This window comes from Burkholderia sp. Bp9099, assembly GCF_003857805.1.
GTDB lineage: Bacteria > Pseudomonadota > Gammaproteobacteria > Burkholderiales > Burkholderiaceae > Burkholderia.
In genome coordinates this window covers 51,456-71,254 of the sequence record NZ_QTPU01000016.1, presented here as the reverse complement: position 1 = coordinate 71,254, position 19,799 = coordinate 51,456, and the positions used below count along the sequence as shown (strand labels likewise).

At 67.6% G+C, this 19,799-nt stretch carries 23 protein-coding genes and 1 pseudogene; 9 read left to right on the top strand and 15 right to left on the bottom strand.

The window, feature by feature from the left end:
- Positions 1-26: 26 nt before the first annotated feature.
- The 9 genes from DIE17_RS19940 to DIE17_RS19900 all read right to left on the bottom strand — a co-directional run bounded on the left by DIE17_RS19940 (position 27) and on the right by DIE17_RS19900 (position 6,466).
- Positions 27-476: a GlcG/HbpS family heme-binding protein gene (locus tag DIE17_RS19940; protein ID WP_124487095.1), complete on the bottom strand. Its 450-nt coding sequence runs from the start codon at positions 474-476 to the stop codon at positions 27-29.
- 21 nt (positions 477-497) lie between these two features.
- Positions 498-1,442 (bottom strand): catechol 2,3-dioxygenase, encoded by a 945-nt coding sequence (locus DIE17_RS19935; protein ID WP_124487096.1) that lies wholly within the window; start codon positions 1,440-1,442, stop codon positions 498-500.
- Positions 1,443-1,467: 25 nt separating this feature from the next.
- Entirely contained in the window at positions 1,468-1,824 is a 357-nt protein-coding gene (locus DIE17_RS19930) for a 2Fe-2S iron-sulfur cluster-binding protein (protein WP_044845461.1), read from the bottom strand.
- Between the two features lies 1 nt (position 1,825).
- Positions 1,826-2,890 (bottom strand): NADH:ubiquinone reductase (Na(+)-transporting) subunit F, encoded by a 1,065-nt coding sequence (locus tag DIE17_RS19925; protein WP_124487097.1) that lies wholly within the window; start codon positions 2,888-2,890, stop codon positions 1,826-1,828.
- Positions 2,891-2,915: 25 nt separating this feature from the next.
- Entirely contained in the window at positions 2,916-3,272 is a 357-nt protein-coding gene (locus DIE17_RS19920; RefSeq protein ID WP_124487098.1) for a phenol hydroxylase subunit P4, read from the bottom strand.
- A gap of 74 nt (positions 3,273-3,346) precedes the next feature.
- Complete coding sequence (locus DIE17_RS19915; RefSeq protein WP_124487099.1) at positions 3,347-4,897, bottom strand: aromatic/alkene/methane monooxygenase hydroxylase/oxygenase subunit alpha; 1,551 nt, start codon at positions 4,895-4,897, stop codon at positions 3,347-3,349.
- A gap of 37 nt (positions 4,898-4,934) precedes the next feature.
- Entirely contained in the window at positions 4,935-5,204 is a 270-nt protein-coding gene (locus DIE17_RS19910) for an MmoB/DmpM family protein (RefSeq protein WP_124487100.1), read from the bottom strand.
- A 37-nt stretch (positions 5,205-5,241) separates the two neighbouring features.
- Positions 5,242-6,237 carry a phenol hydroxylase gene (locus tag DIE17_RS19905; RefSeq protein ID WP_124487101.1) on the bottom strand — a complete coding sequence of 332 codons (996 nt, stop codon included), beginning with the start codon at positions 6,235-6,237 and terminating at the stop codon, positions 5,242-5,244.
- A 16-nt stretch (positions 6,238-6,253) separates the two neighbouring features.
- Positions 6,254-6,466, bottom strand: a complete 213-nt coding sequence (locus DIE17_RS19900) for a phenol hydroxylase subunit (RefSeq protein ID WP_311766337.1) — start codon at positions 6,464-6,466, stop codon at positions 6,254-6,256.
- Between DIE17_RS19900 and DIE17_RS37490 the strand changes: the two genes are divergently transcribed.
- The 3 genes from DIE17_RS37490 to DIE17_RS19890 all read left to right on the top strand — a co-directional run bounded on the left by DIE17_RS37490 (position 6,465) and on the right by DIE17_RS19890 (position 9,210).
- Entirely contained in the window at positions 6,465-6,689 is a 225-nt protein-coding gene (locus DIE17_RS37490) for a hypothetical protein (protein WP_185500417.1), read from the top strand. The genes DIE17_RS19900 and DIE17_RS37490 overlap by 2 nt on opposite strands.
- Positions 6,690-6,770: 81 nt before the next feature.
- The gene (locus DIE17_RS19895; protein WP_124487102.1) at positions 6,771-8,459 is read left to right on the top strand and encodes a sigma-54-dependent Fis family transcriptional regulator; all 1,689 of its coding nucleotides are present in this window, start codon (positions 6,771-6,773) and stop codon (positions 8,457-8,459) included.
- Between the two features lies 1 nt (position 8,460).
- Positions 8,461-9,210 carry a GntR family transcriptional regulator gene (locus DIE17_RS19890; RefSeq protein WP_124487103.1) on the top strand — a complete coding sequence of 250 codons (750 nt, stop codon included), beginning with the start codon at positions 8,461-8,463 and terminating at the stop codon, positions 9,208-9,210.
- 24 nt (positions 9,211-9,234) lie between these two features.
- Here DIE17_RS19890 and DIE17_RS19885 read toward each other — a convergent pair whose 3' ends face one another.
- The gene (locus DIE17_RS19885) at positions 9,235-10,059 is read right to left on the bottom strand and encodes a phosphate/phosphite/phosphonate ABC transporter substrate-binding protein (RefSeq protein ID WP_124487104.1); all 825 of its coding nucleotides are present in this window, start codon (positions 10,057-10,059) and stop codon (positions 9,235-9,237) included.
- Positions 10,060-10,430: 371 nt separating this feature from the next.
- On the opposite strand from DIE17_RS19885, the gene DIE17_RS19880 reads away from it, so the two are divergent.
- On the top strand, positions 10,431-11,456 hold the full coding sequence (locus DIE17_RS19880; RefSeq protein ID WP_124487148.1) for a fatty acid desaturase: 1,026 nt from the start codon (positions 10,431-10,433) through the stop codon (positions 11,454-11,456).
- A gap of 229 nt (positions 11,457-11,685) precedes the next feature.
- Positions 11,686-12,888: a benzoate/H(+) symporter BenE family transporter gene (locus tag DIE17_RS19875; RefSeq protein ID WP_124487105.1), complete on the top strand. Its 1,203-nt coding sequence runs from the start codon at positions 11,686-11,688 to the stop codon at positions 12,886-12,888.
- Positions 12,889-12,915: 27 nt separating this feature from the next.
- Here DIE17_RS19875 and DIE17_RS19870 read toward each other — a convergent pair whose 3' ends face one another.
- Both DIE17_RS19870 and DIE17_RS19865 read right to left on the bottom strand, forming a co-directional pair.
- On the bottom strand, positions 12,916-13,803 hold the full coding sequence (locus DIE17_RS19870) for an NAD(P)H-binding protein (RefSeq protein WP_124487106.1): 888 nt from the start codon (positions 13,801-13,803) through the stop codon (positions 12,916-12,918).
- Positions 13,804-14,098: 295 nt separating this feature from the next.
- A complete protein-coding gene (locus DIE17_RS19865) occupies positions 14,099-15,004 on the bottom strand; it encodes an AraC family transcriptional regulator (RefSeq protein WP_124487107.1) in 906 nt (301 codons plus the stop codon).
- A gap of 192 nt (positions 15,005-15,196) precedes the next feature.
- Between DIE17_RS19865 and DIE17_RS19860 the strand changes: the two genes are divergently transcribed.
- Positions 15,197-15,418, top strand: coding sequence for a hypothetical protein (locus tag DIE17_RS19860; RefSeq protein ID WP_260427290.1), 222 nt, complete (start codon positions 15,197-15,199; stop codon positions 15,416-15,418).
- A gap of 38 nt (positions 15,419-15,456) precedes the next feature.
- Here the strand turns inward: DIE17_RS19860 and DIE17_RS19855 are convergent, their stop codons facing one another.
- On the bottom strand, positions 15,457-16,410 hold the full coding sequence (locus DIE17_RS19855) for a LysR family transcriptional regulator (RefSeq protein ID WP_124487108.1): 954 nt from the start codon (positions 16,408-16,410) through the stop codon (positions 15,457-15,459).
- A 100-nt stretch (positions 16,411-16,510) separates the two neighbouring features.
- On the opposite strand from DIE17_RS19855, the gene DIE17_RS19850 reads away from it, so the two are divergent.
- From DIE17_RS19850 to DIE17_RS19840, 3 genes and pseudogenes are all read left to right on the top strand, one after another.
- Positions 16,511-17,869 (top strand): NAD(P)/FAD-dependent oxidoreductase, encoded by a 1,359-nt coding sequence (locus DIE17_RS19850; RefSeq protein WP_124487109.1) that lies wholly within the window; start codon positions 16,511-16,513, stop codon positions 17,867-17,869.
- Positions 17,870-18,192: 323 nt separating this feature from the next.
- Complete coding sequence (locus DIE17_RS19845; RefSeq protein ID WP_044845476.1) at positions 18,193-18,627, top strand: hypothetical protein; 435 nt, start codon at positions 18,193-18,195, stop codon at positions 18,625-18,627.
- Between the two features lie 149 nt (positions 18,628-18,776).
- Positions 18,777-18,987: pseudogene (locus DIE17_RS19840) on the top strand (hypothetical protein); the annotation flags it as partial.
- Here the strand turns inward: DIE17_RS19840 and DIE17_RS19835 are convergent.
- On the bottom strand, positions 18,972-19,223 hold the full coding sequence (locus DIE17_RS19835; protein WP_124529356.1) for an energy transducer TonB: 252 nt from the start codon (positions 19,221-19,223) through the stop codon (positions 18,972-18,974). The pseudogene DIE17_RS19840 and the gene DIE17_RS19835 overlap by 16 nt on opposite strands.
- Before the next feature lie 53 nt (positions 19,224-19,276).
- A complete protein-coding gene (locus DIE17_RS19830) occupies positions 19,277-19,567 on the bottom strand; it encodes a transcriptional regulator (RefSeq protein ID WP_124921229.1) in 291 nt (96 codons plus the stop codon).
- Positions 19,568-19,799 lie beyond the last annotated feature (232 nt).

The following is a 19,799-nucleotide window of genomic DNA, read 5'->3' as shown; positions in this document are numbered from 1 at the left end:
TGTCTTGCCGTGTCGCATGCCGCGCGTCACGACCCGCCAAGGCCGGCCGCATCGAGCCCCGCCTGCGCGCATTGCGCGTCCTGTGCCTCGCTGCCGCCCGACACGCCGATGCCGCCGATCAATGCACCGTCGTCGACGATCGGCAGCCCGCCGCCGAACGCGACGAAGCGTGGTCGCAGCACGAGGCCCTGCCGCACGGCGTCCGAGTGCGACGCCAGGGCGGCGTGCCACGCGCCGGTCGGCAGACCGAAGCTCGCGGCCGTGTACGCCTTGTCGATCGCGATGTCGATCGAATGCAGCGGCGCGCCGGGCATGCGCACGAACGCCGCGAGCAGCCCGGCCGCATCGACGACCGCGACGTTCACGCGCACGCCGAGCCGCCCGGCGGCCTCGGCCGCCGCCTGCGCGGCACGCGCGGCGGCAGGCCAGTCGATCGTGCGCAGCTCGACGCTGCGGGTCGTATCGTTTCGGTTCATGGCGCTGGGCTCCTTCGCGGGTCAGGTATAGACGGTCGTGAACGCTTCGTTCAGCTCGCCGGAGTGGAAGAAGATCCCGCGCCCGAGTTCCTCCTCGGTCCACGTGGTGACAGGGCGATCGGGTTGCGCGAGATAGCCGAGCCCCGCGAACGTCTCGTTGCGGTTGCCGCTCGGATCGAAGAAGTAGATCGTGGTGCCGCGCGTGATCCCGTGCCGCGTCGGCGCGACGTCGATCTTCACCTTGTTCTTCGCCATCACGTCGGCCGACTTCAGCACGTCGGCCCAGTCGTCGAGGAAGAACGCGATGTGATGCAGCCCGTTGCGCGGGCCGCCGACGAACGCGATGTCGTGCGGCGTCGTGCTGCGGAACATCCACGTCGCGGCCTGGATCGAGTTGCCCGGGCCGACCATCACCTGTTCCGCCAGGTGGAAGTCGAGACACTCGGCCATGAAGCGCGTGTTCTCCTCGACGCGGTTCACGCCGGCCTCCGGATTCAGCTCGCACATCAGCAGGCAGTGGTCGAGCCAGTGCACGGCCGAGCCCGGCACGTCGTCGGGCCACGGATCGGGGTTCAGCGAGCCGACCGCGGTGCCCACCAGCTCCTTCTTCGCGAACAGGCGCAGCTCGTGCCCGCTCGGCAGCAGGAACCGCAATTGACGCCCGACCGCCGGCAGCGCGCCTTCGGGCAGCATCTCGGTCGCGATTCCGTATGCTTCGATACGCTGCTGCAGCGCGTCCAGATCGGCATCGTGCTCGACCTTGTACGCGGCATGCTTGAGCCCCGCCTGATCGGACGGCGACAGGATCAGCGAATACTTGTCCCATTCGTCCCAGCATTTCAGGTAGACGTTGTCTGCCGCGTCGCGCATCGTCTCCTGCATGCCGAGCACGCGCACGTAATGACGCAGCGCCGCTTCCATGTCCATCACCTTCAGACTGACATGACCAATACGCATCACACCCATGATGTGTCTCCTCCTGGTTTCCTGATTACTTGTCGATCGCCGGCGCGCCTGCACAGGACGCGCCGCAGAAGAACGGCTTTTTCAACCGGCCGGCCACTTCGAGTTCGACGTCGCCGTCCGGCACGACGCGGCACGCCAGCGCATAGCCGTCGCTTTCCTCCTCCGCGCTCACGTGCGCTCGGCTGATCGGCCCGAGCTTGCGCACCGCGCCGCGCAGCACACGCACCTTGCAAACGCCACACCCACCGTTCAGGCAGCCGACCGGAATGCCGCGCCGGCCGAGCTTCGCCATGCCGGCCAGCAGCGACTCGCCGGACACGCACGCATAGCGCTCGTCGGTCTGCGCGATCCGGACCGTCCCGCATACGCGGCCCGCGTCCACGTCACACCCGCCGGAACAGCGGGCTGCGCGTCTGTTGCGCGTCCGCCGCCGAGATGAACTTCTCGTGATAGATGTCGCGCTCGAACAGGCGCCCCTGCATCAGCGTCGTGATGCACGCGTCGATCATCGCGGGCGGTCCGCACAGGTACGCCTGGTGCCCCGAGAAGTCGCCGTCGAAATGCGCCTTCGCGACGTCGTGCACGAACCCTTGCGCGACGTCGCCGCCCGCATCCGGCGCGCCTTCGGACAGCGCCGGCACGTACGTGAAGTTCGGATGGCGTGCGGCGAGCGCGCAGAATTCGTCGTGGTAGTACAGCTCCTTCGCGTTGCGCTGGCCGTAGACCAGCGTGATCGGCGCGGTGACGCCGCTCGCGAGCAGATCGGCGATCATCGAGCGCGGGCTCGACAGCCCCGATCCGCCCGCCATGAAGATCATCGGCCGCGCGGCCGAGCGGCGCACGAAGAAGCGGCCGTACGGACCCGACAGCCGCACGCGGTCACCCGTCGCGAGCTGCTCGTGCAGATAACCGGTGCCGAGCCCGCCCGGCACCTGCCGCACGTTCAGCTCGATCTCGCCGGTGGCCGCGACGTCGGCCGGCGCGTTCGCGATCGAGAACGCACGGCTCTGCCCGAGGCCGGGAATCTCGAGCTGCACGTACTGGCCCGCCTGGAAATGGATCGGCTGCGACAGCTTCAGGCGGATCGACTTGATGGTCGGCGTGAGCTGCTCGATACGCGTGACGTCGGCCGCGAAGTCCTTGACCGGGATGATCTCCGCGTCGGGCTCCTCGTCGACGTCGGCCTCGATCACGGTGTCGGCCTGCAGCGTCGCGCAGCACGCGAGCGCCTTGCCTTCCTCGCGCTCGAAATCCATCAGCGCGAACGGGTTCGCGTCGCCGAGATCGGTTTCGCCGTCGAGCACGGCGACCTTGCAGGTGCCGCAGAGGCCGTGACAGCACGCGTGCGGAATGTAGATGCCCTGGCGCAGCGCGGCGTCGAGCATCGTCTGTCCTTCCTCGACCTCGATCGTCACGCCGAGCGGCTCGATGGTAAGTTGATGGCTCATGATGGTTCGCTCGTCCGCGTGGCGGTCAGAAGCTCGCGCCGCCGAGGCCGTCGAGGCCCGGCGCGCGGAAGCTGATCAGGTCCTTGTGCCCGAGGCCGTTGTCGGCCAGGCTCTTCGCTGCGTCGGGCATCCACGGCTCGCCGGAGCGAAACCACGCGACGCGATCCCAGTCGATCTTCGCGAAGTCGGGGTGATAGCCATAGACGGGCGGCAGCACCTTGTCGGCCAACGCGCCGAACGGCAGGTCGGGCGGCAGCGGCAGGCAGAACGGCGCCGGGAACATCAGGTGGTCTTCCCAGCACACGTAGAGCAGCGGCGCCGGAAACTTCCCGACGGCATCCTTGATCGGGAAGTCGTAGGGTTTGAGCGCGATGACGGCCATGTTTGTCTCCTGTCGGCCCGCGTTCGCGCCGTGGCGCGCGCGGGTCCTGTTCAAGGTTGCGTATCGATTGCGGGTCAGTTGCGGGTGGCCTGGCCACGCCAGGCCGCGAAGTTCTTCTGGTCTTCCGAGCCGTCGAAATCGAGGTTGTCGCGGCCCATCTGCACTTCGTAGTAGTCGAGCACCGCGGCGAGCGGATCGAAGCCTTCCGCGCTCGGGTCGGCATCGGGCGGGAAGCAGTTGCCCTGATAGATCTGGTGCACCGGCAGCCACGCCTGCACGTATTTCTGCGGCTCGTGGTCGAAGATTTCCTTGCAGTGATCGCTGCAGAAATGGAACCTGTTGCCGAGATAGTTCGACTCGCGCGCGCCGATCTTCTTCGGGTTGCCGGGCTCGGTGAACAGCATCGGGATCTGGCAGGTCTGGCACAGCATCGGCAGCGTCTTCATGTAGAAGCGGTTGCCGGCTTTCGCCTGCTCGCCCCAGTAGTCGAAACGCGGGCGGTAGTAACGGTCGAACGAATCGGGATACTTCGCGGACAGCCACGCCATCTCGTCTTCGGTCGGCACCCAGGTGTGGAACGCGGAGGCCGCGTTGAAGCCGTAGAACGTCGACCACGCCTGGTGGCTGATGTGGTCCTTGCCTTCGCACGCGTCCTGCCAGCCCTTCGGCTCGCGAATCCCGTAGCGCGCGAGATCCTTGAACAGCGCGCCACCGTTCTGCTCCGCGTACATCTCCCACGATTCGCGCCAGCTCATCACGCGCTTCGGCTGCATGTAGTCCATCATCATCGCGACCAGCGTGAGCAGCCGGTAGCCGCGCCAGAACCACTTGTCGATCCAGCGCTGCACGATCGGCACGTTGTCCGGGTCCTGTTCGAGCAGGAACTTGATGCACTCGATGCCGAGCGTCATGTGACGCGATTCGTCCGACTGCGCGGAGAAGCCGAACGTGACGGTCGACATGTCGCCGTTGTACGCGGCGCCCGACATGAACGGCACGAACAGCAGGTTCGTCAGCACGTATTCGAACGAGAAGCTGACCGCGGTCAGGAACTCGAACGGGCCCGACGAATACGCATCCTCGAAGAACGACTTCGGCACCGACAGATACCAGACGCGATCGAACCAGTGGTTCGAGTGATGGAATCCGTTGAAGAACTTGTTGTACGTCGACATCGCGTGCGTTTCGGTCTGGTAGTGCCGCAGTTCGTCGATCGACTGCATCTGGCATGCGATGCGCGCGCCCTCGCCGGTGAAGTGCCGGCCGACGTGCGCGAAGCCGCGGTGCGCGAGATATTCGAGCGGCGTCACACCCTGGATGAACAGCTTCAGCGCGTTGATGTAGCGGGCGTCGGTCACGCCGAGGAACGCGTTGTTCTGCGTGAACGCGTCGATCACCGCGTACAGCTTCTTCTCCTTCTCGCCCTGGTATTTCCAGTACGCATCCATCGTCAGGCGGAACGGGTCGACCCACTTGTCCCAGTCATGGATCTTGATGCCTTCATAGCGGTCGTACGGGAAGACCTTCTCCATCGGCTGGTAGGTCGTCTCCCAGCCGAGGCCGCGCGTCATTGCCGCGTAGCGGTCCTTCAGGCCGAGCTTTTTCTTGAGCGTTGGCGTGTCCATGCGTGTCTCCGTGTTGTCGGTGCGCGTAGCGCGGCGTTCAGTGCGACCAGCTCAGCGTGAACTGGTCGTCGTCCTCGTCGATGTGGCCGGACAGCGTGATCAGGTTCACCTGCAGCTGCTGCAGGTCGAAGCGCGTGCCGGTCAGCTCCTCGATCGTGTCGCGGCGGATCGTCAGCCGGTCCGGCGCGTCGATCTTGACCATCCCGGGCGACTCGACCACCACCGCGCGCGGGTTGTCGGCGACGATCGCGTCGACGATCGATCTGGAGTCCTCATTGGCCTGAAAGGCGATGAATACGTTGGACATGCTGGTTATCCTTGGGATGTGAGGTGAATGCCCGTCGTCAGAGCGCGATGCCGAGCTTCGCGACGCGCGCCTGAAACTGCTCGCGCACTTCGTCGAGCGCGGCCTGGCCGGCGTCCTGCAGCGCGCGTGCGGCGACCGGCGCGAGCGCCGCGTCGGCCCGGGCCGACCAGTCGCGGGTCCAGCGGGCGAGCAGCGCACGGTTGTCGTCGGATTCGGCGGCCATCGTCTTTACGACCGCGTCGATCCAGCGGTTCGATTCGGCGTGCCATTCGGGCATGAACGCAGTCAGCATCGCGACCGCCGAGCCGCCCGCGAGCGCGATCCGTTCGTCGACGAAACGGTCGTAGACGAGCGGATACAGCAGGCCGTCGAGCGCGAGGTTCTGCGCGACGAACAGCTCGACCGGGTCGGCCACCACCAGCGTGTCCTCGACGTAGCGGCGCAGCGGCTGCCAGGCGGCGTCGTTCGTCCAGGCCGCCTTGGCCGCGTCGAGCACGTCGGGCTCGGCCATCGCGAGCGCGAGGCGCGTCAGGTACTGCGCGACGCCGAGGTTGTCCATCGCATGGAACATCGCGGGCGCCGTGAACGCGGTGCCGTAGCCGAGCGCGCAGATCTGCGCGTTGTTCATGTTCGCGCCCCACGCGACGTGGCGCAGCGGCACCAGCACGTCGAGCGCGTGCGCGGCCACGTCGTCGCGCATCAGGCCGATCATCCGGCGCGACTCGACGAACTCGAAGTTCGACTCCATCGCGTCCTGCTGGCGCGCCCGCGTGGTCGCCCACGACGCGTAGTAGAACTGGCGCGGATCCTTCAGCGCGTACCAGCTCGCCATCCGGATCGCCGAACGCGACGGATCGAAGATCTCGTGGTCCGGATCCCAGGTCGGCCGGTAATGGAAGTTCGCCTGGGGCTGCGCGCCCATCATGCCTTCCTGGTAACGCGTCGCCGTCTTGTCGCCGCCGATGTGCTGCGCGACGTGCGCGAAGGTGTGCCGGAGCGGCTTGATGTCGACTGTCTTCAGCTCGATGGTCACTTCTTGCTCCTCAATGTCATGGGTTCGCTTCGACGTCGAGCCGCGTGACCTGCTGTTCGCGGCAGAACGCATCGAAGGCGGCAGGAGGCAACGTCAGCTCGACGCACAGCTCCGGCGCACCGCCGATCGACAGCTCGAATTCGACGAAGCCGCGCACGTTCGTGCCCGTCACGCGGACGCACTTGCGGCCGGGATCGAGCGGGGAAAGATCGGTCGGATGCTGATTCATGATCGGTGTCGCCTCCATGCCGGACTTCAATGCAGCATCCGTGCCACGTTCGGATCGACCTTCAAAAAATCTCGATAATTCAGGGAAAGCCCTGACGCAAAGTTCGAATTCGCGATCCACAATGGCGGTTAACCAGAACGGCAAACGCACGCCGGCGACCCTGCCGGAACCTATATCCGGCGGCCTTTTTCATCATTTGAGCAACTCGGTCGAGCGCATTTGATGAAATGATCAAATCGATCCGCTCACCGCGGCGCTGCTGGCGAAAACTTTGAAAATCACGAGAAATCTCGACGGAGGAGACATGACGCGGCCCAGCCTGCCCCCTTTGCCGCCGGACACCGACCTGCGCAAGCTGATCCATTTTTCGGCGAGCGACGGTCGCATCTGGCTGGCCGGACAGCGGATGGTGCTGCTGCATGCCGGCGCGCTGGCGACGCTGCGCCAGGAACTGATGGAAAGCGTCGGCCCCGCGCAGACGCGGCGTTTCTTCACGCGGGTCGGCTTCGCGGCCGGCGAACGCGACGCCGCGCTCGCGCGCGAGATCCGCAGCGGCGCGTCGCTGTTCGACATGTTCCACGTCGGCCCGCAACTGCACATGCTCGAAGGTGCCGTGCAGGTCACCCCGTTGCGGTTCGAGGCCGACCCCGCGACGGGTGCGTTCTACTGCGAATACCGCTGGGAACATTCATGGGAAGCCGACGTGCACCGCCGCACGTTCGGGCCGCAGCCCGAACCGGTGTGCTGGATGCTGATCGGTTATGCGACCGGTTATACCAGCGCGTTCATCGGCCGCACGATCCTGTTCAAGGAAACGGGCTGTGTCGGCATGAACGACCCGCACTGCACGATCGTCGGCAAGCCGGCCGACGAATGGCCCGACGCGGAGGAAATCACGTCGTGGTTCAAGGCCGACTCGCTGATCAACACGATCCGCGACCTGCAGACCGAAGTCGAATCGCTGCGCCTCGAGATGACGCCCGACGACGGCCGCACGCGGCTCGTCGGGCGCTCCGACGCATTTCGCGCGGCCTACGCGCTGCTGGAGACGGCCGCGCCGACCAAGGTCGCCGTGCTGCTCACCGGCGAGACGGGCGTCGGCAAGGAACGCTTCGCGCGTGCGCTGCACGGCCTCAGCCCGCGCGCGGCGAAGCCGTTCGTCGCGATCAACTGCGCGGCGATTCCGCATGCGCTGATCGAGTCGGAACTGTTCGGTGCGGAGAAAGGCGCATTTACGGGCTCGCAAACCGCGCGCGCCGGGCGCTTCGAGCGCGCGGACGGCGGCACGTTGTTTCTCGACGAGATCGGCGAGCTGCCGCTCGACGTGCAGGCGAAGCTGCTGCGCGTGCTCCAGGAGGGCGAGGTCGAGCGGCTCGGCGCGACCGACGGCCGGAAGGTGGACGTGCGCGTCGTCGCGGCGACCAACCGCGATCTCGAACAGGCCGTGCGCGACGGCACCTTTCGCGCGGATCTCTACTACCGGATCAACGTTTATCCGGTGCTGATCCCGCCGCTGCGCGACCGGCAGGACGACATCGCACCGCTCGCCGACGCGATGCTCGACCGCTTCGCGGCGCTGCACGGCAAGCCGACGCCCACGCTGACCGATTACGCGTACGACGCGCTGCGCGGCTATCGCTGGCCCGGCAACGTGCGCGAGCTCGAGAACCTGATCGAGCGCGCGGTGATCCTGTCGCGGCCGAACCGTCCGGTCGACGCGAAGGACCTGTTCCCCGGCGTCGGCTCACCCGGCGGCGCGACGGTCGACCGGGCCGGGCAGATCCGGCCGGCGGCCGCGATGTCGATCGACTGCGGGTCGATCCTCGACCAGTTGCAAGGCGGCGGCGGGCTCGACGGCCTCGAGCGGGCGCTGCTGCATGAAGCCGTCGACCGCGCGAACGGCAACCTGTCGGCCGCCGCACGCCTGCTCGGCCTGACCCGCGCGCAGCTCAGCTATCGGCTCAACCGCAGACAGGACCAGGAGGACGCGTGACATGAACAGCATCCTGCCCGCCGATCCGTTCGACGATCCGCCGCCGGCGCTCGAACCGGCCGCCGCCGACGCCGCCGACGCCGCCGAACCGCATGCCCGCACGCTCAGCGAGCACGCGTATCACCAGCTCCGGCAACACATCATCGAAGGGCATTACCCGCCCGGCGCGAAGCTGCGCGTCGAGCACCTGAAAGACGTGTACGGCGTCGGCGCGGGCACGCTGCGCGAGGCGCTCACGCGGCTCGTCAGCGATGCGCTGGTCGTCGCGGAAGGGCAGCGCGGGTTTCGCGTGACGCCGATGTCGGTCGACGATCTGGAAGCGATCACGCGCCTGCGCATTCATATCGAGGTCGATGCGCTGCGCGACTCCGTGCGGCATGGCGACGATGCCTGGGCGCAGCGTGTTCGGCAGAGCTTCGAGCAGTTGTCGGCGTGGGAGCAGCCGGTGTCGATCGAGCACCGCGCCGCATGGGAAGCGTGTAACCGGCGCTTTCACGAATCGCTGATCTCGGCGGCCGCGACGCCGTGGACCTATCTGATCCTGCGCATGCTGTCGCAGCAAAGCGAGCGCTACCGGCGCGTGTGCATCGGACTCGGCGATTCGAAGCGCGACGTGCATGCGGAACACACGTGCCTGTTCGAGGCCGCGATGCGCCGCGCCGATGCGCGCGCCGCGCTCGCGCTCGAAGACCATATCGGCACGACACTCGCGGTGGTGCGCAACGCGCCGCCCGGTACGTTGCCGTTCTAGCGTGCCGCCGCGCGGACGACGCGGTCACGCCAGCTCGGGATACCCGTGCGCGGCCGCGTCCCGCGCGAACCCGGCAATCGTGTCGTACGCGCCCGGCGTCAGGCGCTCGAATCCCTTCAGCCGCAGTGCGTTCGCCCGCGCCGGATCGAGCGCGACCGCGTGATCGAGCGCATCCTGCAACGCCTCCACGAGCCGCCCTTCCAGCGCTTTCGACGCGATCAACGGCAACCCCGGCGCCGACGCCGTCATGCCGATGGTCCGGATCTCTTTCAACAACTCGGGCAGCGCGTCACGCACGTACGCGAAGGTCACGCAATCGATCGCCGCGCAATCGGCAACGCCTGCCGCCAGCGCGCGCAGCACGTTCAGGTGCGAGCCGAACGGCACGACCGAACCGAAGAAACGTCCGTCATGCGCATGCGGCGCGACCGCGTGCCGGAATGCGTTCATCCCGCTATGCGAATCCACACCGTTGAAGGCGGCTCGCAATCCTCGACACGCGGCCAGCGTCGTCGCGCCGCCCGCATGCACGCGCGCCGACGCGACCAGCACGCTGCTGTAGCGCGCGCCGTCGCAGCCGGGGGCATCGAAGGCCGGTGTCGCAATCAGGTGCGCGGTATCGCGCAATCCGAGCATCCGGTACGGATAACCGCACGTCTGCGACAACAGCAGGTCGTTGCGGCGCCACAGCGCGTGCAGATCCCCGAACGGCTCGTCGAGCAACGCGACGCCGGCCGGCCCGCCGGCGCGCGCGAACGCATCGAGCGCGTCATGCAGCAGCGCGCGCCACAGCGCGGCGTGGCGCGGCGTCACGTTGTACATCGGCAGTCCGGCGATCCATTGGCTCATGCGGGCATTCTACGCATTGGCGGCGCCCTGGAGAAAGCCCGTCCGCCCGGGCGTCGCCGGGGTCCGGCACGCGGCACGCGGCCGGGGCCGGGGCCGGGGCCGGGGCCGGGGCCGGGGCCGGGGCCGGGGCCGGCAATGCTTATCGGCCGCGCAGCGATAAGCAAATCCGAATTGCTTGGTTGGCCTGACTACGCGGCCCGGTTAGCGTTCCAGTGTCGCGACGCCGTCGCATGCCGCTTCAGCGGCTGAGCGCGAGCCGCGCCGCCTATCGGCCAACCGCATCGCAGCCCGCACCGGCGCGATCGTCCGCTACCGGTTATCCGTATATCGCCCGCTTCACCGGCTTCACCCGCTTCATCCGCCCCAGCACCATGGCCGAATACTTCGACGTCGACCACGCGCGCGCGATCGCCGCGCTCCACGCCCGCTTCACTGCCCGTACCGAGTGGCCGACCTGGCTGCTGGTCGTCGCGATCTACGGCGGCTGGCTCGCCGTGCTGCTGCTCGTGCGTGCCGAGCGCCTGTCGCTCGCGGCCGCGACGCCGCCGCTGATCCTGCTCGGCGCGTGGCACATGTCGCTGCAGCACGAGCTGCTGCACGGCCATCCGACGCGCTCCGCATTCGTGAACCGGCTGCTCGGCTATCCGCCGCTGACGATCTGGTACCCGTACACGCTCTATCGCGACACGCACCTCGACCATCACCGCGACGAGGACCTGACCGTGCCGGGCGTCGACCCGGAAACGAACTACGTGTCGCGCGAGCAGTGGGCGCGTCTGCCGCGCTGGCGTCGCGCACTGACAGTTGCGCGCACCACCTTCGTCGGGCGTCTCGTGTTCGGGCCGCCGACGAGCATCGCCGCGATGTTCGCCGACGCGTTCGCCGCGTTCCGGCGCGGCGACTTCCGCTATCTGCCGATGTGGGCGACGCACGCCGCCTGCGTGGTCGCGCTGCTCGCCTGGCTGCAGTGGTCGATCGGCGTGCCGTGGTGGTACTACCTGCTGGCGGTCACGTGGCCCGCGCTGTCGCTCGCGATGATCCGTTCGCTGTTCGAGCACCGCGCCGCACGGCATCCGAAGGCGCGCATCGCGATCAACGAGGCCGGTTTCGCGATGCGGCTGCTATACCTGAACAACAACTACCACCTCGTGCATCACGACCTGCCGAGGCTGCCGTGGTACGACCTGCCGCGCGCGTACCGGATGCGGCGCGACGCCTATGCGGAGAAATGCGGCGGCTTCGTGATCCGCGGCGGGTATCGCGAACTGCTGGCGCGCCATGCGTGGACGCCCACCGACACGCCCGTGCACCCGTTCGACCAGGGCACGGCGTCGCTGTCGACGGGCGGCGGTGCGAAGGTCGCCGCCGTCGCCGGATATCTTCAGATCAGTACGTAACGCGCGAGCGGGGCCGCGCTTCGCCGTGAAGCCGCCCGATCCGACGACGCGACGACACGCGCGCAAGGCCGCCCCGGCGCGCATTCATTACAAAATGCCGACAACGCCGAGCTTCATCGGCGAATTGCCAATTCCACCGGCAATGTCCAGAATGACGGCTCGTCCGGGGTTCCAACAATCATTCGCCCTGGCTCAGCCTCCCGGCCGCGCGCCGCACTCCCCTACGACGATGCAACCGAACACCTCGCCGGGCGCGATCCGCTCGATCGGCAACGACTGGTCCGTCTCCGCGGTCACCGCGGGCTTTCTCGCGGTGCTGATTTCCTACGCGGGCCCGCTCGCGATCTTCTTCCAGGCGTCGCAGGCCGCGCATGCGTCCAACGAGATGGTGGCTTCGTGGGTCTGGGCGATCTCGATCGGCGCGGGCCTGTCGGGGCTGTTCGCGAGCTGGAAACTGAAAGTGCCGGTCGTGACCGCATGGTCGGCGCCCGGCACCGCGCTGCTCGTCGGCCTCTTTCCGCAACTGACGCTGAACCAGGCCGTCGGCGCGTACATCACGGCCGCGCTGATCATCCTCGTGATCGGCATCACCGGCTATTTCGACCGGCTCGTGCGCCATATTCCGCGCGGCATCGCGTGCGGGATGATGGCCGGCATCCTGCTGCCGTTCGGCATGCACGCGTTCTCCGCCGCGACCGCGCAGCCGGTGCTCGGCTTCGGGATGATCGCCGCGTACGTGATCTTCAAGCGCCTGCTGCCGCGCTACAGCATCGTGCTCGTGCTGCTGACGGGCGCCGCGCTCGCGACGCTGCTCGGGATGGCGCATCTCGGCAACGTGTCGCCGAGCATCGCGCGGCCGGTCTTCATCGCCCCCGAATGGACGCTCGGCACGACGCTCAGCCTCGCGCTGCCGCTCGTCGTCGTCAGTCTCACCGGCCAGTTCCTGCCGGGGATGACGATCCTGCGCGTGTCGGGCTACCACACGAGCGCGCGGCCGATCATCACGGCGACCAGCGTGATGTCGCTCGCGGTCGCGTGCTTCGGCGGGATCACGATCGTGGTCGCGGCGATCACCGCGGCGCTATGCACCGGCAAGGACGCGCACGAGGATCCGGACCGGCGTTATATCGCGGGCATCGCGAACGGCGTGATCTACCTGATCGGCGGGCTCTTTGCCGGCACCATCGTCACGCTGTTCTTCGCGCTGCCGAAGGCGTTCGTCGCGATCCTCGCGGGGCTCGCGCTGATCGGTGCGATCGGCGCGAACGTGCACGGGATCTTCGAGGATGAGGCGCATCGCGAAGCATCGGTGATCACGTTCCTCGCGACCGCTTCGGGGATGACGTGGCTCGGGCTCGGATCGGCGTTCTGGGGGATCGTGATCGGGTCGGTCGCGTATGCGGTGTCCGGCAGGGCGCGGCGGCAGGCGTAACGCGCATCCTTTCTGCCGCCACCCCGCTCACCGCGCGTGCGCGCGCACCAGGGTCGCGAGCGCGTCCGCCAGTGTCGTCGTGCCATACACCCGCTCCGACACGCCGGCCTCGACATCGATCTGTCCTGCGTTATGCACGTCGTACAGATCGACGATCAATTGCGCATGCCGTTCGCTGAGCCCTGCGCGCAACAGCGTCGCGGTCCATGCATCGCGCGGCAGTTCGCGCGCGACGATCTCGCGGTCGGCCGCCGCGCCGAGCGTATCCGCGATGTCCCGCACGCTCACACGCTGCGGCCCCTCGATGCTGACGATACGCGGCCCGTTGCCGGATTCGACGGCATCGAGCAGCAACCGCGCCGCCGCGACACCCACATCGGGCGCCCACACCGTCGGAAACACCTTGTCGACGGGATGGTGAAAGCTCGGCAGCACACCGGTTGCGAGCGCGACGGGCAACACGCGTGTCCAGTTCTGCAGATGCTCGGCCGAGCGCAGCAGCGTGAGTTGCGTCGGGACCGTCTTCAGCGCTTCTTCCAGACGATGAAAGAGCCGCGTGATGCCCGTGTTGCCCTCACGCTCCGCACCGTAGTCCGACAACGCGAGCAGCGCCGGCGGCGGATTCGCGGCGAGTGCGCCGGTCACGATGTCGATCGTCCGCTCCATCGTCGCGGCCGGATCGCTGTCGGCGACGGGCACCGGACACAGCATCTGCACGGCTTGCGCGCCGTCGATCGCCATGGCGATCGCACGTGCGTCCGTCAGGTCGGCGATCGCCACTTCGCAGCCGAGTTGCGCGAAGCGTTCGCGATGGCGTGCGTCGCGCAGCACCGCGCGCACGGGATGGCCTGCGTGGCGCAGGGTCGTCACGGTCGACAAGCCGACGTTGCCTGATGCTCCGAAAATCACGAACACGATCCGCTCCTGGGGGATGAAGGTGATGTGATTGTCGGTGCGCATCGCCAACGTGACGCGCACGGACGGATGACGCGAGCAGGAATGGATGACCGATCAGGCGGTTGCCGAGTTTTTCCGCTGCGTGGCCGCACCCGGCAATTGTCCAGCAGGTTGTTGGACGATTGCCGGGGAGCCTAACCAGATTTCGCTGACCAAACTGCAGCATCGGGAACAATACATTGCCTACGCACGACGGATAGTGGACTCGCCCATCGTCGGCCCGCGCGGAGCACCAGTCCCGTGCGGCAGCCGATCAACGGTCGTCGCCGTCATAAGCGAGCCTCAGCCCGCCCCGCGCCCCTGACCGCGCAATCTCCGTCGGCGTCGCGCCCAGCACGCGATTCATCCAGTTCGCCATGTGGCTCTGATGCGCAAACCCGGCTTCGAGCGCGATCTGGCTGATGCTGAGCCGGCCTTCGAGCAGCAACGCCTTCGCACGCTCGACCCGGCGCCGCACCACGTACTGATGCACCGGCATCCCGAGCGTCTCGCGAAACAGCACCTTGAAATGCGGCACGCTGATCGACACGAGCGCCGCGAGTTCGGCGAGCGTCATGCGCCGCTCGAGATTCGCCTCGACATAGTCGATCACGCGGGCCGCCGCCTTCGGCGCAAGCGTACGCCGGCGCTCGCGGAACGCCGGCTGGCTGTCGACCAGCCGCGCGACGAGCGCCGTGCACAGACTCTCCGCATAGAGCGGGTCCGACGCGTCTTCCGCCTCGAGTTCGGCGGCCATCGCCCACGCGATGTGCTGCAGGCGCGGATCGCGCACCTGCAGCCGCCGGCGGATCTGCGCCTGCGATGGCTTCAGCTCGAGTTGCTCGAACGTGCGCCGCACGAACGTGTCGCTGAGCGCGATGTGCAGGATCCGGCAGTCGGCGCTGTCGGTCCACCGGCCCGGCAGGCCGGCGGGAATCACGTCGACGTCGCCGTGCGCCTGGATGCGCGACACGCGTTCGCCGTCGCACACGCAATCCGCGCGCACGGGTGAACCGATATGCACGCCGATGCGGTGATGCTCGGCGGCCGGAATCCGGTACGTGCCCGCGCGAATCTCCAGCAGCGACGCGCCGAAGCCGCGCCAGCCAAGCCCGCGGCTGGAGCGCAGGCTGACCGGCACGCCGTTGTCGGTCGGCGCGGCAACAATCGGATCGCTCATGGTTCCCCTCCACCAGATCGGGTGTCGAACGCGCATTGTGACGCTTTTCCGCGGTGCTTGCCGGGCCTGAACGCCCGTTCCCGCAGCGCGCGGAAAAAGATCATCCGTTTCTGCTCCAGCCGATCCGTGCCTGCGCGCCAGCAAGCGCCGACACGCCTACGATCGCCTCATCCGACACCTACGGAGCCCGTCATGCCCGATTGCCGCCCGTTTCGCGCGACGTTCGCCGCGCCGCCGCCGTCCGGGGCCACCCGCGTTGCTTCCCGCCGCGCTTCCCGCGCTGTTTCCCGTCCTCGTTCCGGCAGTATCCGCGCGACACTCGCCGAACGCTGCCTGCGCATGATCGGCTGGTACCGGCTCGAGCGGCTGCTCGCGTCGATTCCCGACAGCAACGACGACTTCGGGATCGTATAACCGCCGCGACACAGGGCACACGCGCCGCCCGCGTCGGCCTACTTGCGCCGCCGCTCGTGCGGCGCGACGGTCGCGCCATCGATCACCGGCGCGCCCTGCTTGATCAGGAAGTCGCGAAACAGCCCCGTCACCTGCGAGATCCGCCGATCGGCGAGCGTGACCACATACCATTCGCGCTCGATCGGGTTGCCCGGAAACGGCAACTGCCCGAGCAGCCCGGTGCGCAACTCGAGTGCACACGCGTGCAACGACAGGAACGCGACGCCGAGCCCCGCTTCGGCCATCTGCTTGATCGCCTCGTTGCTCGACAGCTCGGAGCCCACGTGGAAGCGGTAGCCGGCCGTCTTGAACAGGCTCTCGACCGTGGAACGCGTGCCCGCGCCGCGTTCGCGCACGAGCAGGTGCGCGGATTCGAGATCCTTCAGCGCGACACGCTTGCGCTGCATCAGCGGATGGCCGGGCGCCGCGACGAACACCATCGGATGCTTCGCGAACTCGACCGCGTGCGTGCGCAGCTCCTTCGGCGCGCTGCCCATCACCGCGAGATCGATTTCATGCGTCGCGAGCATGCGGATGATGTCGTCGCGATTGCCGACCTTGAAATAGGTCTTCACGTGCGGCCGCGTCGCGGTGAATTTCACGAGCAGCGGCGGGATCAGGTACTCGGCCGTCGTGATCGCGCCGATCCGCAGCGTGCCGCCGAGATCGCCCGTCAGCGCGGCCACTTCGTCGCCGGCCTCGCTCCACAGATGCAGGATCTCGCGCGCATAGCGCGACACGATTTCACCGGCGGCGGTCAGCTGCACGCCGCGCCCCACCCGCTGCAGCAGCGCGGCGCCCACCGCCTCCTCGAGCAGGCGCACCTGCAGCGACACGGCCGGCTGCGTCAGGTTCAACTCCTCGGCCGCGCGCGACACGCTGCCGAGGCGCGCGATCATGTCCAGCGCCTTCAGCTGCCGGAACGTCGCGGTCTTTCCTATAAGTGAATACATATGAGTCGCTTATAAACATTAAATTGTTCGCGTAGGTTCAAAACTATATCGTCGGTTCTTGAGCAATGTCATCCGAATCGTCATCAGCGGGAGCCACAACATGGACACCATCACGCCTACCCTTGCAACGGATCGCGCACCGCGCGTGCCGCGCATCGTGATCGTCGGCGGCGGCGCCGGCGGCCTGCAGCTCGCCACGCGCCTCGGCGACACGGTCGGCCGCCGCGGGCAAGCCGACGTCGTGCTCGTCGACCGCTATCCGACGCACTTCTGGAAGCCGCTGCTGCACGAAGCCGCGTCCGGCCATCGCGATCCGGCCTCGCACACGATCGAATACGCGGCGCAGGCGAAGCGCCACGGCTTCCGCTTCGTGCAGGGCGCGCTGCAGCGGGTCGACCGCGCGGCACGCACGGCGACGATCGCCGCGGTGCAGGACGCGGACGGCACGGAGATCCTGCCGCAGCGCGAGCTCGGCTACGACGACCTGGTGCTGGCCGTCGGCAGCGTGACGAATTTCTTCAACGTGCCGGGCGCCGCGCGCCACGCGTTGCCGCTCGAAAACCTCGACCAGGCCGAGGACTTCCGCCGCAAGTTCCTCGCCGCGTGCACGAAGGCGAACCACCTGGCCGAGCAGCAGCCGGCGCGGCGCGCCGCGCCGATCTGCATCAACGTGATCGGCGCGGGCGCGACGGGCGTCGAACTGGCCGCCGCGCTGCGCCATGCGATCCAGCAGCTGACGACGTATCGCTTCAAGGCGCTGGTGTCCGCACGCGACGTGCACATCCGGCTGATCGAAGGCGGCCCGCGCATCCTGCCGGCGCTCGACGCAAGGCTGTCGGCCAAGATGCACGCGCAACTGCGCACGCTGAACGTCGACGTGCTGACGGACACGCGCGTCGCGGAAGTCGGCGCGGACGCGGTCACGACCGCGGCCGGCGAGCGGCTCGCGAGCGACATCACGATCTGGGCGGCCGGCGTCGCGGGCCCCGCGATGCTGCGGGAACTCGGCGACATCGCGCTCAACCGGTCGAACCAGGTGATCGTGACCGAGACGCTGCAGACGCCCGACGATCCGCACGTGTACGCGTTCGGCGACTGCGCCGCGTGCCCGTCGGCCGACGCGGGCGGCTTCCTGCCGCCGCGCGCGCAGGTCGCGCACCAGCAGGCCGTGTACCTGGGCGAAGCGCTCGCGCGGCGCCTCGCCGGCAAGCCGGTGGCCGGCTTCACGTTCCGCGACGCGGGCACCGTCGTGTCGCTCGGCCAGGCCGGTGCCGTCTATCAGGCCGACCTCGGCGTGCGTTCGCGCTCGCTGATCGTCGACGGGCTCGCCGCGATCGGGCTGTACAAGTTCCTGTACCGCAAGCACCTGTTCAGCGTGTACGGACTGAAGCGCGCGCTATTCCAGTCGCTGAGCCACTGGCTGCAAAGCCGCAACCAGCCGTCGATCAAGCTGCACTGAGCGTCGACGGCCACGCGGCATCGCAAGACGGCGTATCGGGCGCACCTCGCCCGATACGCCGTTTTTTCATGTGCACACATCCGGTGCATTCATATCGCACATGCGTCGGGTGCGTCACATCGAACGCCATCGATACGATGCCATTCGTCCCGAACGCATGGATCGCGTGCATCCCGCGCCGGTACTGGCTCGCGGCCCGATTCATCAGTCAAACCCTATGAGTCGGCTATAAATATTAATTGGTTGCAATTTCCGGATCGACGCTAAGGTGTCGGGCATTCCCGTCCGCGAACGGACCGTCACGTCTCAGGAGAGGAATCACCGTGGTCATCGAAGCCATCGTCACCCGTCTCGACGCCGCATTCGCGCAGATCGAAGCGACACCAGATTCGCACGAATCGCGCAACCAGCGCGATGCGATCATCCAGTGGCTCGACAGCGCGTCGGAGCAAGGATATCGACTCGGTCTCGTCACGACGCTGCCGGCCGCCCGCCTCAGCGACATGTTCGAAGGCCAGTTCGGCCGCGCGAACCTCGACCGCTTCTCGGTCGTCGTGACCGATGCCAATCAGCAGGACTCCGTAGCAAATCAGCATCCGTTCGACGTCGCGCTGCAAGCGCTGGGCGTGCCGCCCGAGCGCGCGGTGGCCGTCGCGAGCAGCGAACCGGAACGCCGCGAAGCCGAGACGTTCGGCCTGTCGCGTTGCGTGCGCATCACCGACACGATGCGCTCGATCGCATCGGCAGGCGTGCACTGAGCCGAGCACCGCATACGGGCCGGCTCGCGCCGGCCGGTCGCGATCCGGCGCGATGCCGACGATTGCCCGACCGAATTCCGACATTCCGCCGTCAAGGCGGCCCGCAACACTTCCAGGCTCGACCGATCCTGCCCGGCGACCGGATGTCGGCGATGGCCGCGAACATGCGATGGGACGTGTATCGCAATGGCTCGCGGCTCATCGTGAAGATGATGCTTGTACAACGAGCGCGAGATGGAATTCCAGGCGGCGTGCGACGGCGCGAAGATCGCCGCGGGCAGTCACTTCTACGACTACGCGGTACGCGGGATTGAAGCGCCGTTACGGGTGTCCGTGACGCGCCGTCAGTCCACCGGGTAATCGAGATCGTGCCAGCGCTTCGCCGATTTCCCGCCGGAGCCGAGGTGACCGCCGGGGAAGCGCATCACCGCAATTGCGTGCAGCGCTTTCGCGTCGAGCGCGGCGTCGCCGCAACTGCGCCTGACCTTGAGATCGCGGACGCGCCCCTGCTCGTCGAGCCAGACCCGCACGATCACGCGCCTTCTCGACGCGGGAGTCTGCACACCGCGTGACAACAGGCGATCCATCAGCGACATGAAGTTCTCCCCGATCGTCGAATGCTACGGTTATCGCCGGTGTGCGCGCCGCGTCAATGCCGGGCGGCTGTGCTCTTGTGTGCCGGCGCGGCCTTCGGCTTCGCGGCGACATGCGCCTTCGGCTCGGTGCCGGCCGCATGTCGAACCTTGCCGGTCTTCGCGGGGGCCGCGTGTGCGTTCGGCGCAGGTTTCGCGCCGGCATGCGCCGCGACCGGCGCCTTCGACTGCGACTGTGATTGCGAACGAACGGTTTGCCGCCCCGGCTTCACGGCCGCCGCACTGCTCGCCGCCACGGGCGGATGCTTGACCTGCTGCGCGTACGCGTTGACGTCGTGATCGCTCATCCACGATTCCGTGTAGGCCGCCGACGCGGGATGAGCCAGGTTGAGATACGCGACCGATGCGACGAGAAAGGCACGAACATGCGTGCGACGATTGAATGCGGTAATGACGAATGCTCCTTTGGGAACTGACTCGACGCCCTGTATCGGCGCCGTCGTGGCGGCACGATAAAGGAGCGCATTCCGCACCGCAAGCGTCTGCCGGAGATCCAAACGATTCTTGACGTTTGAACGA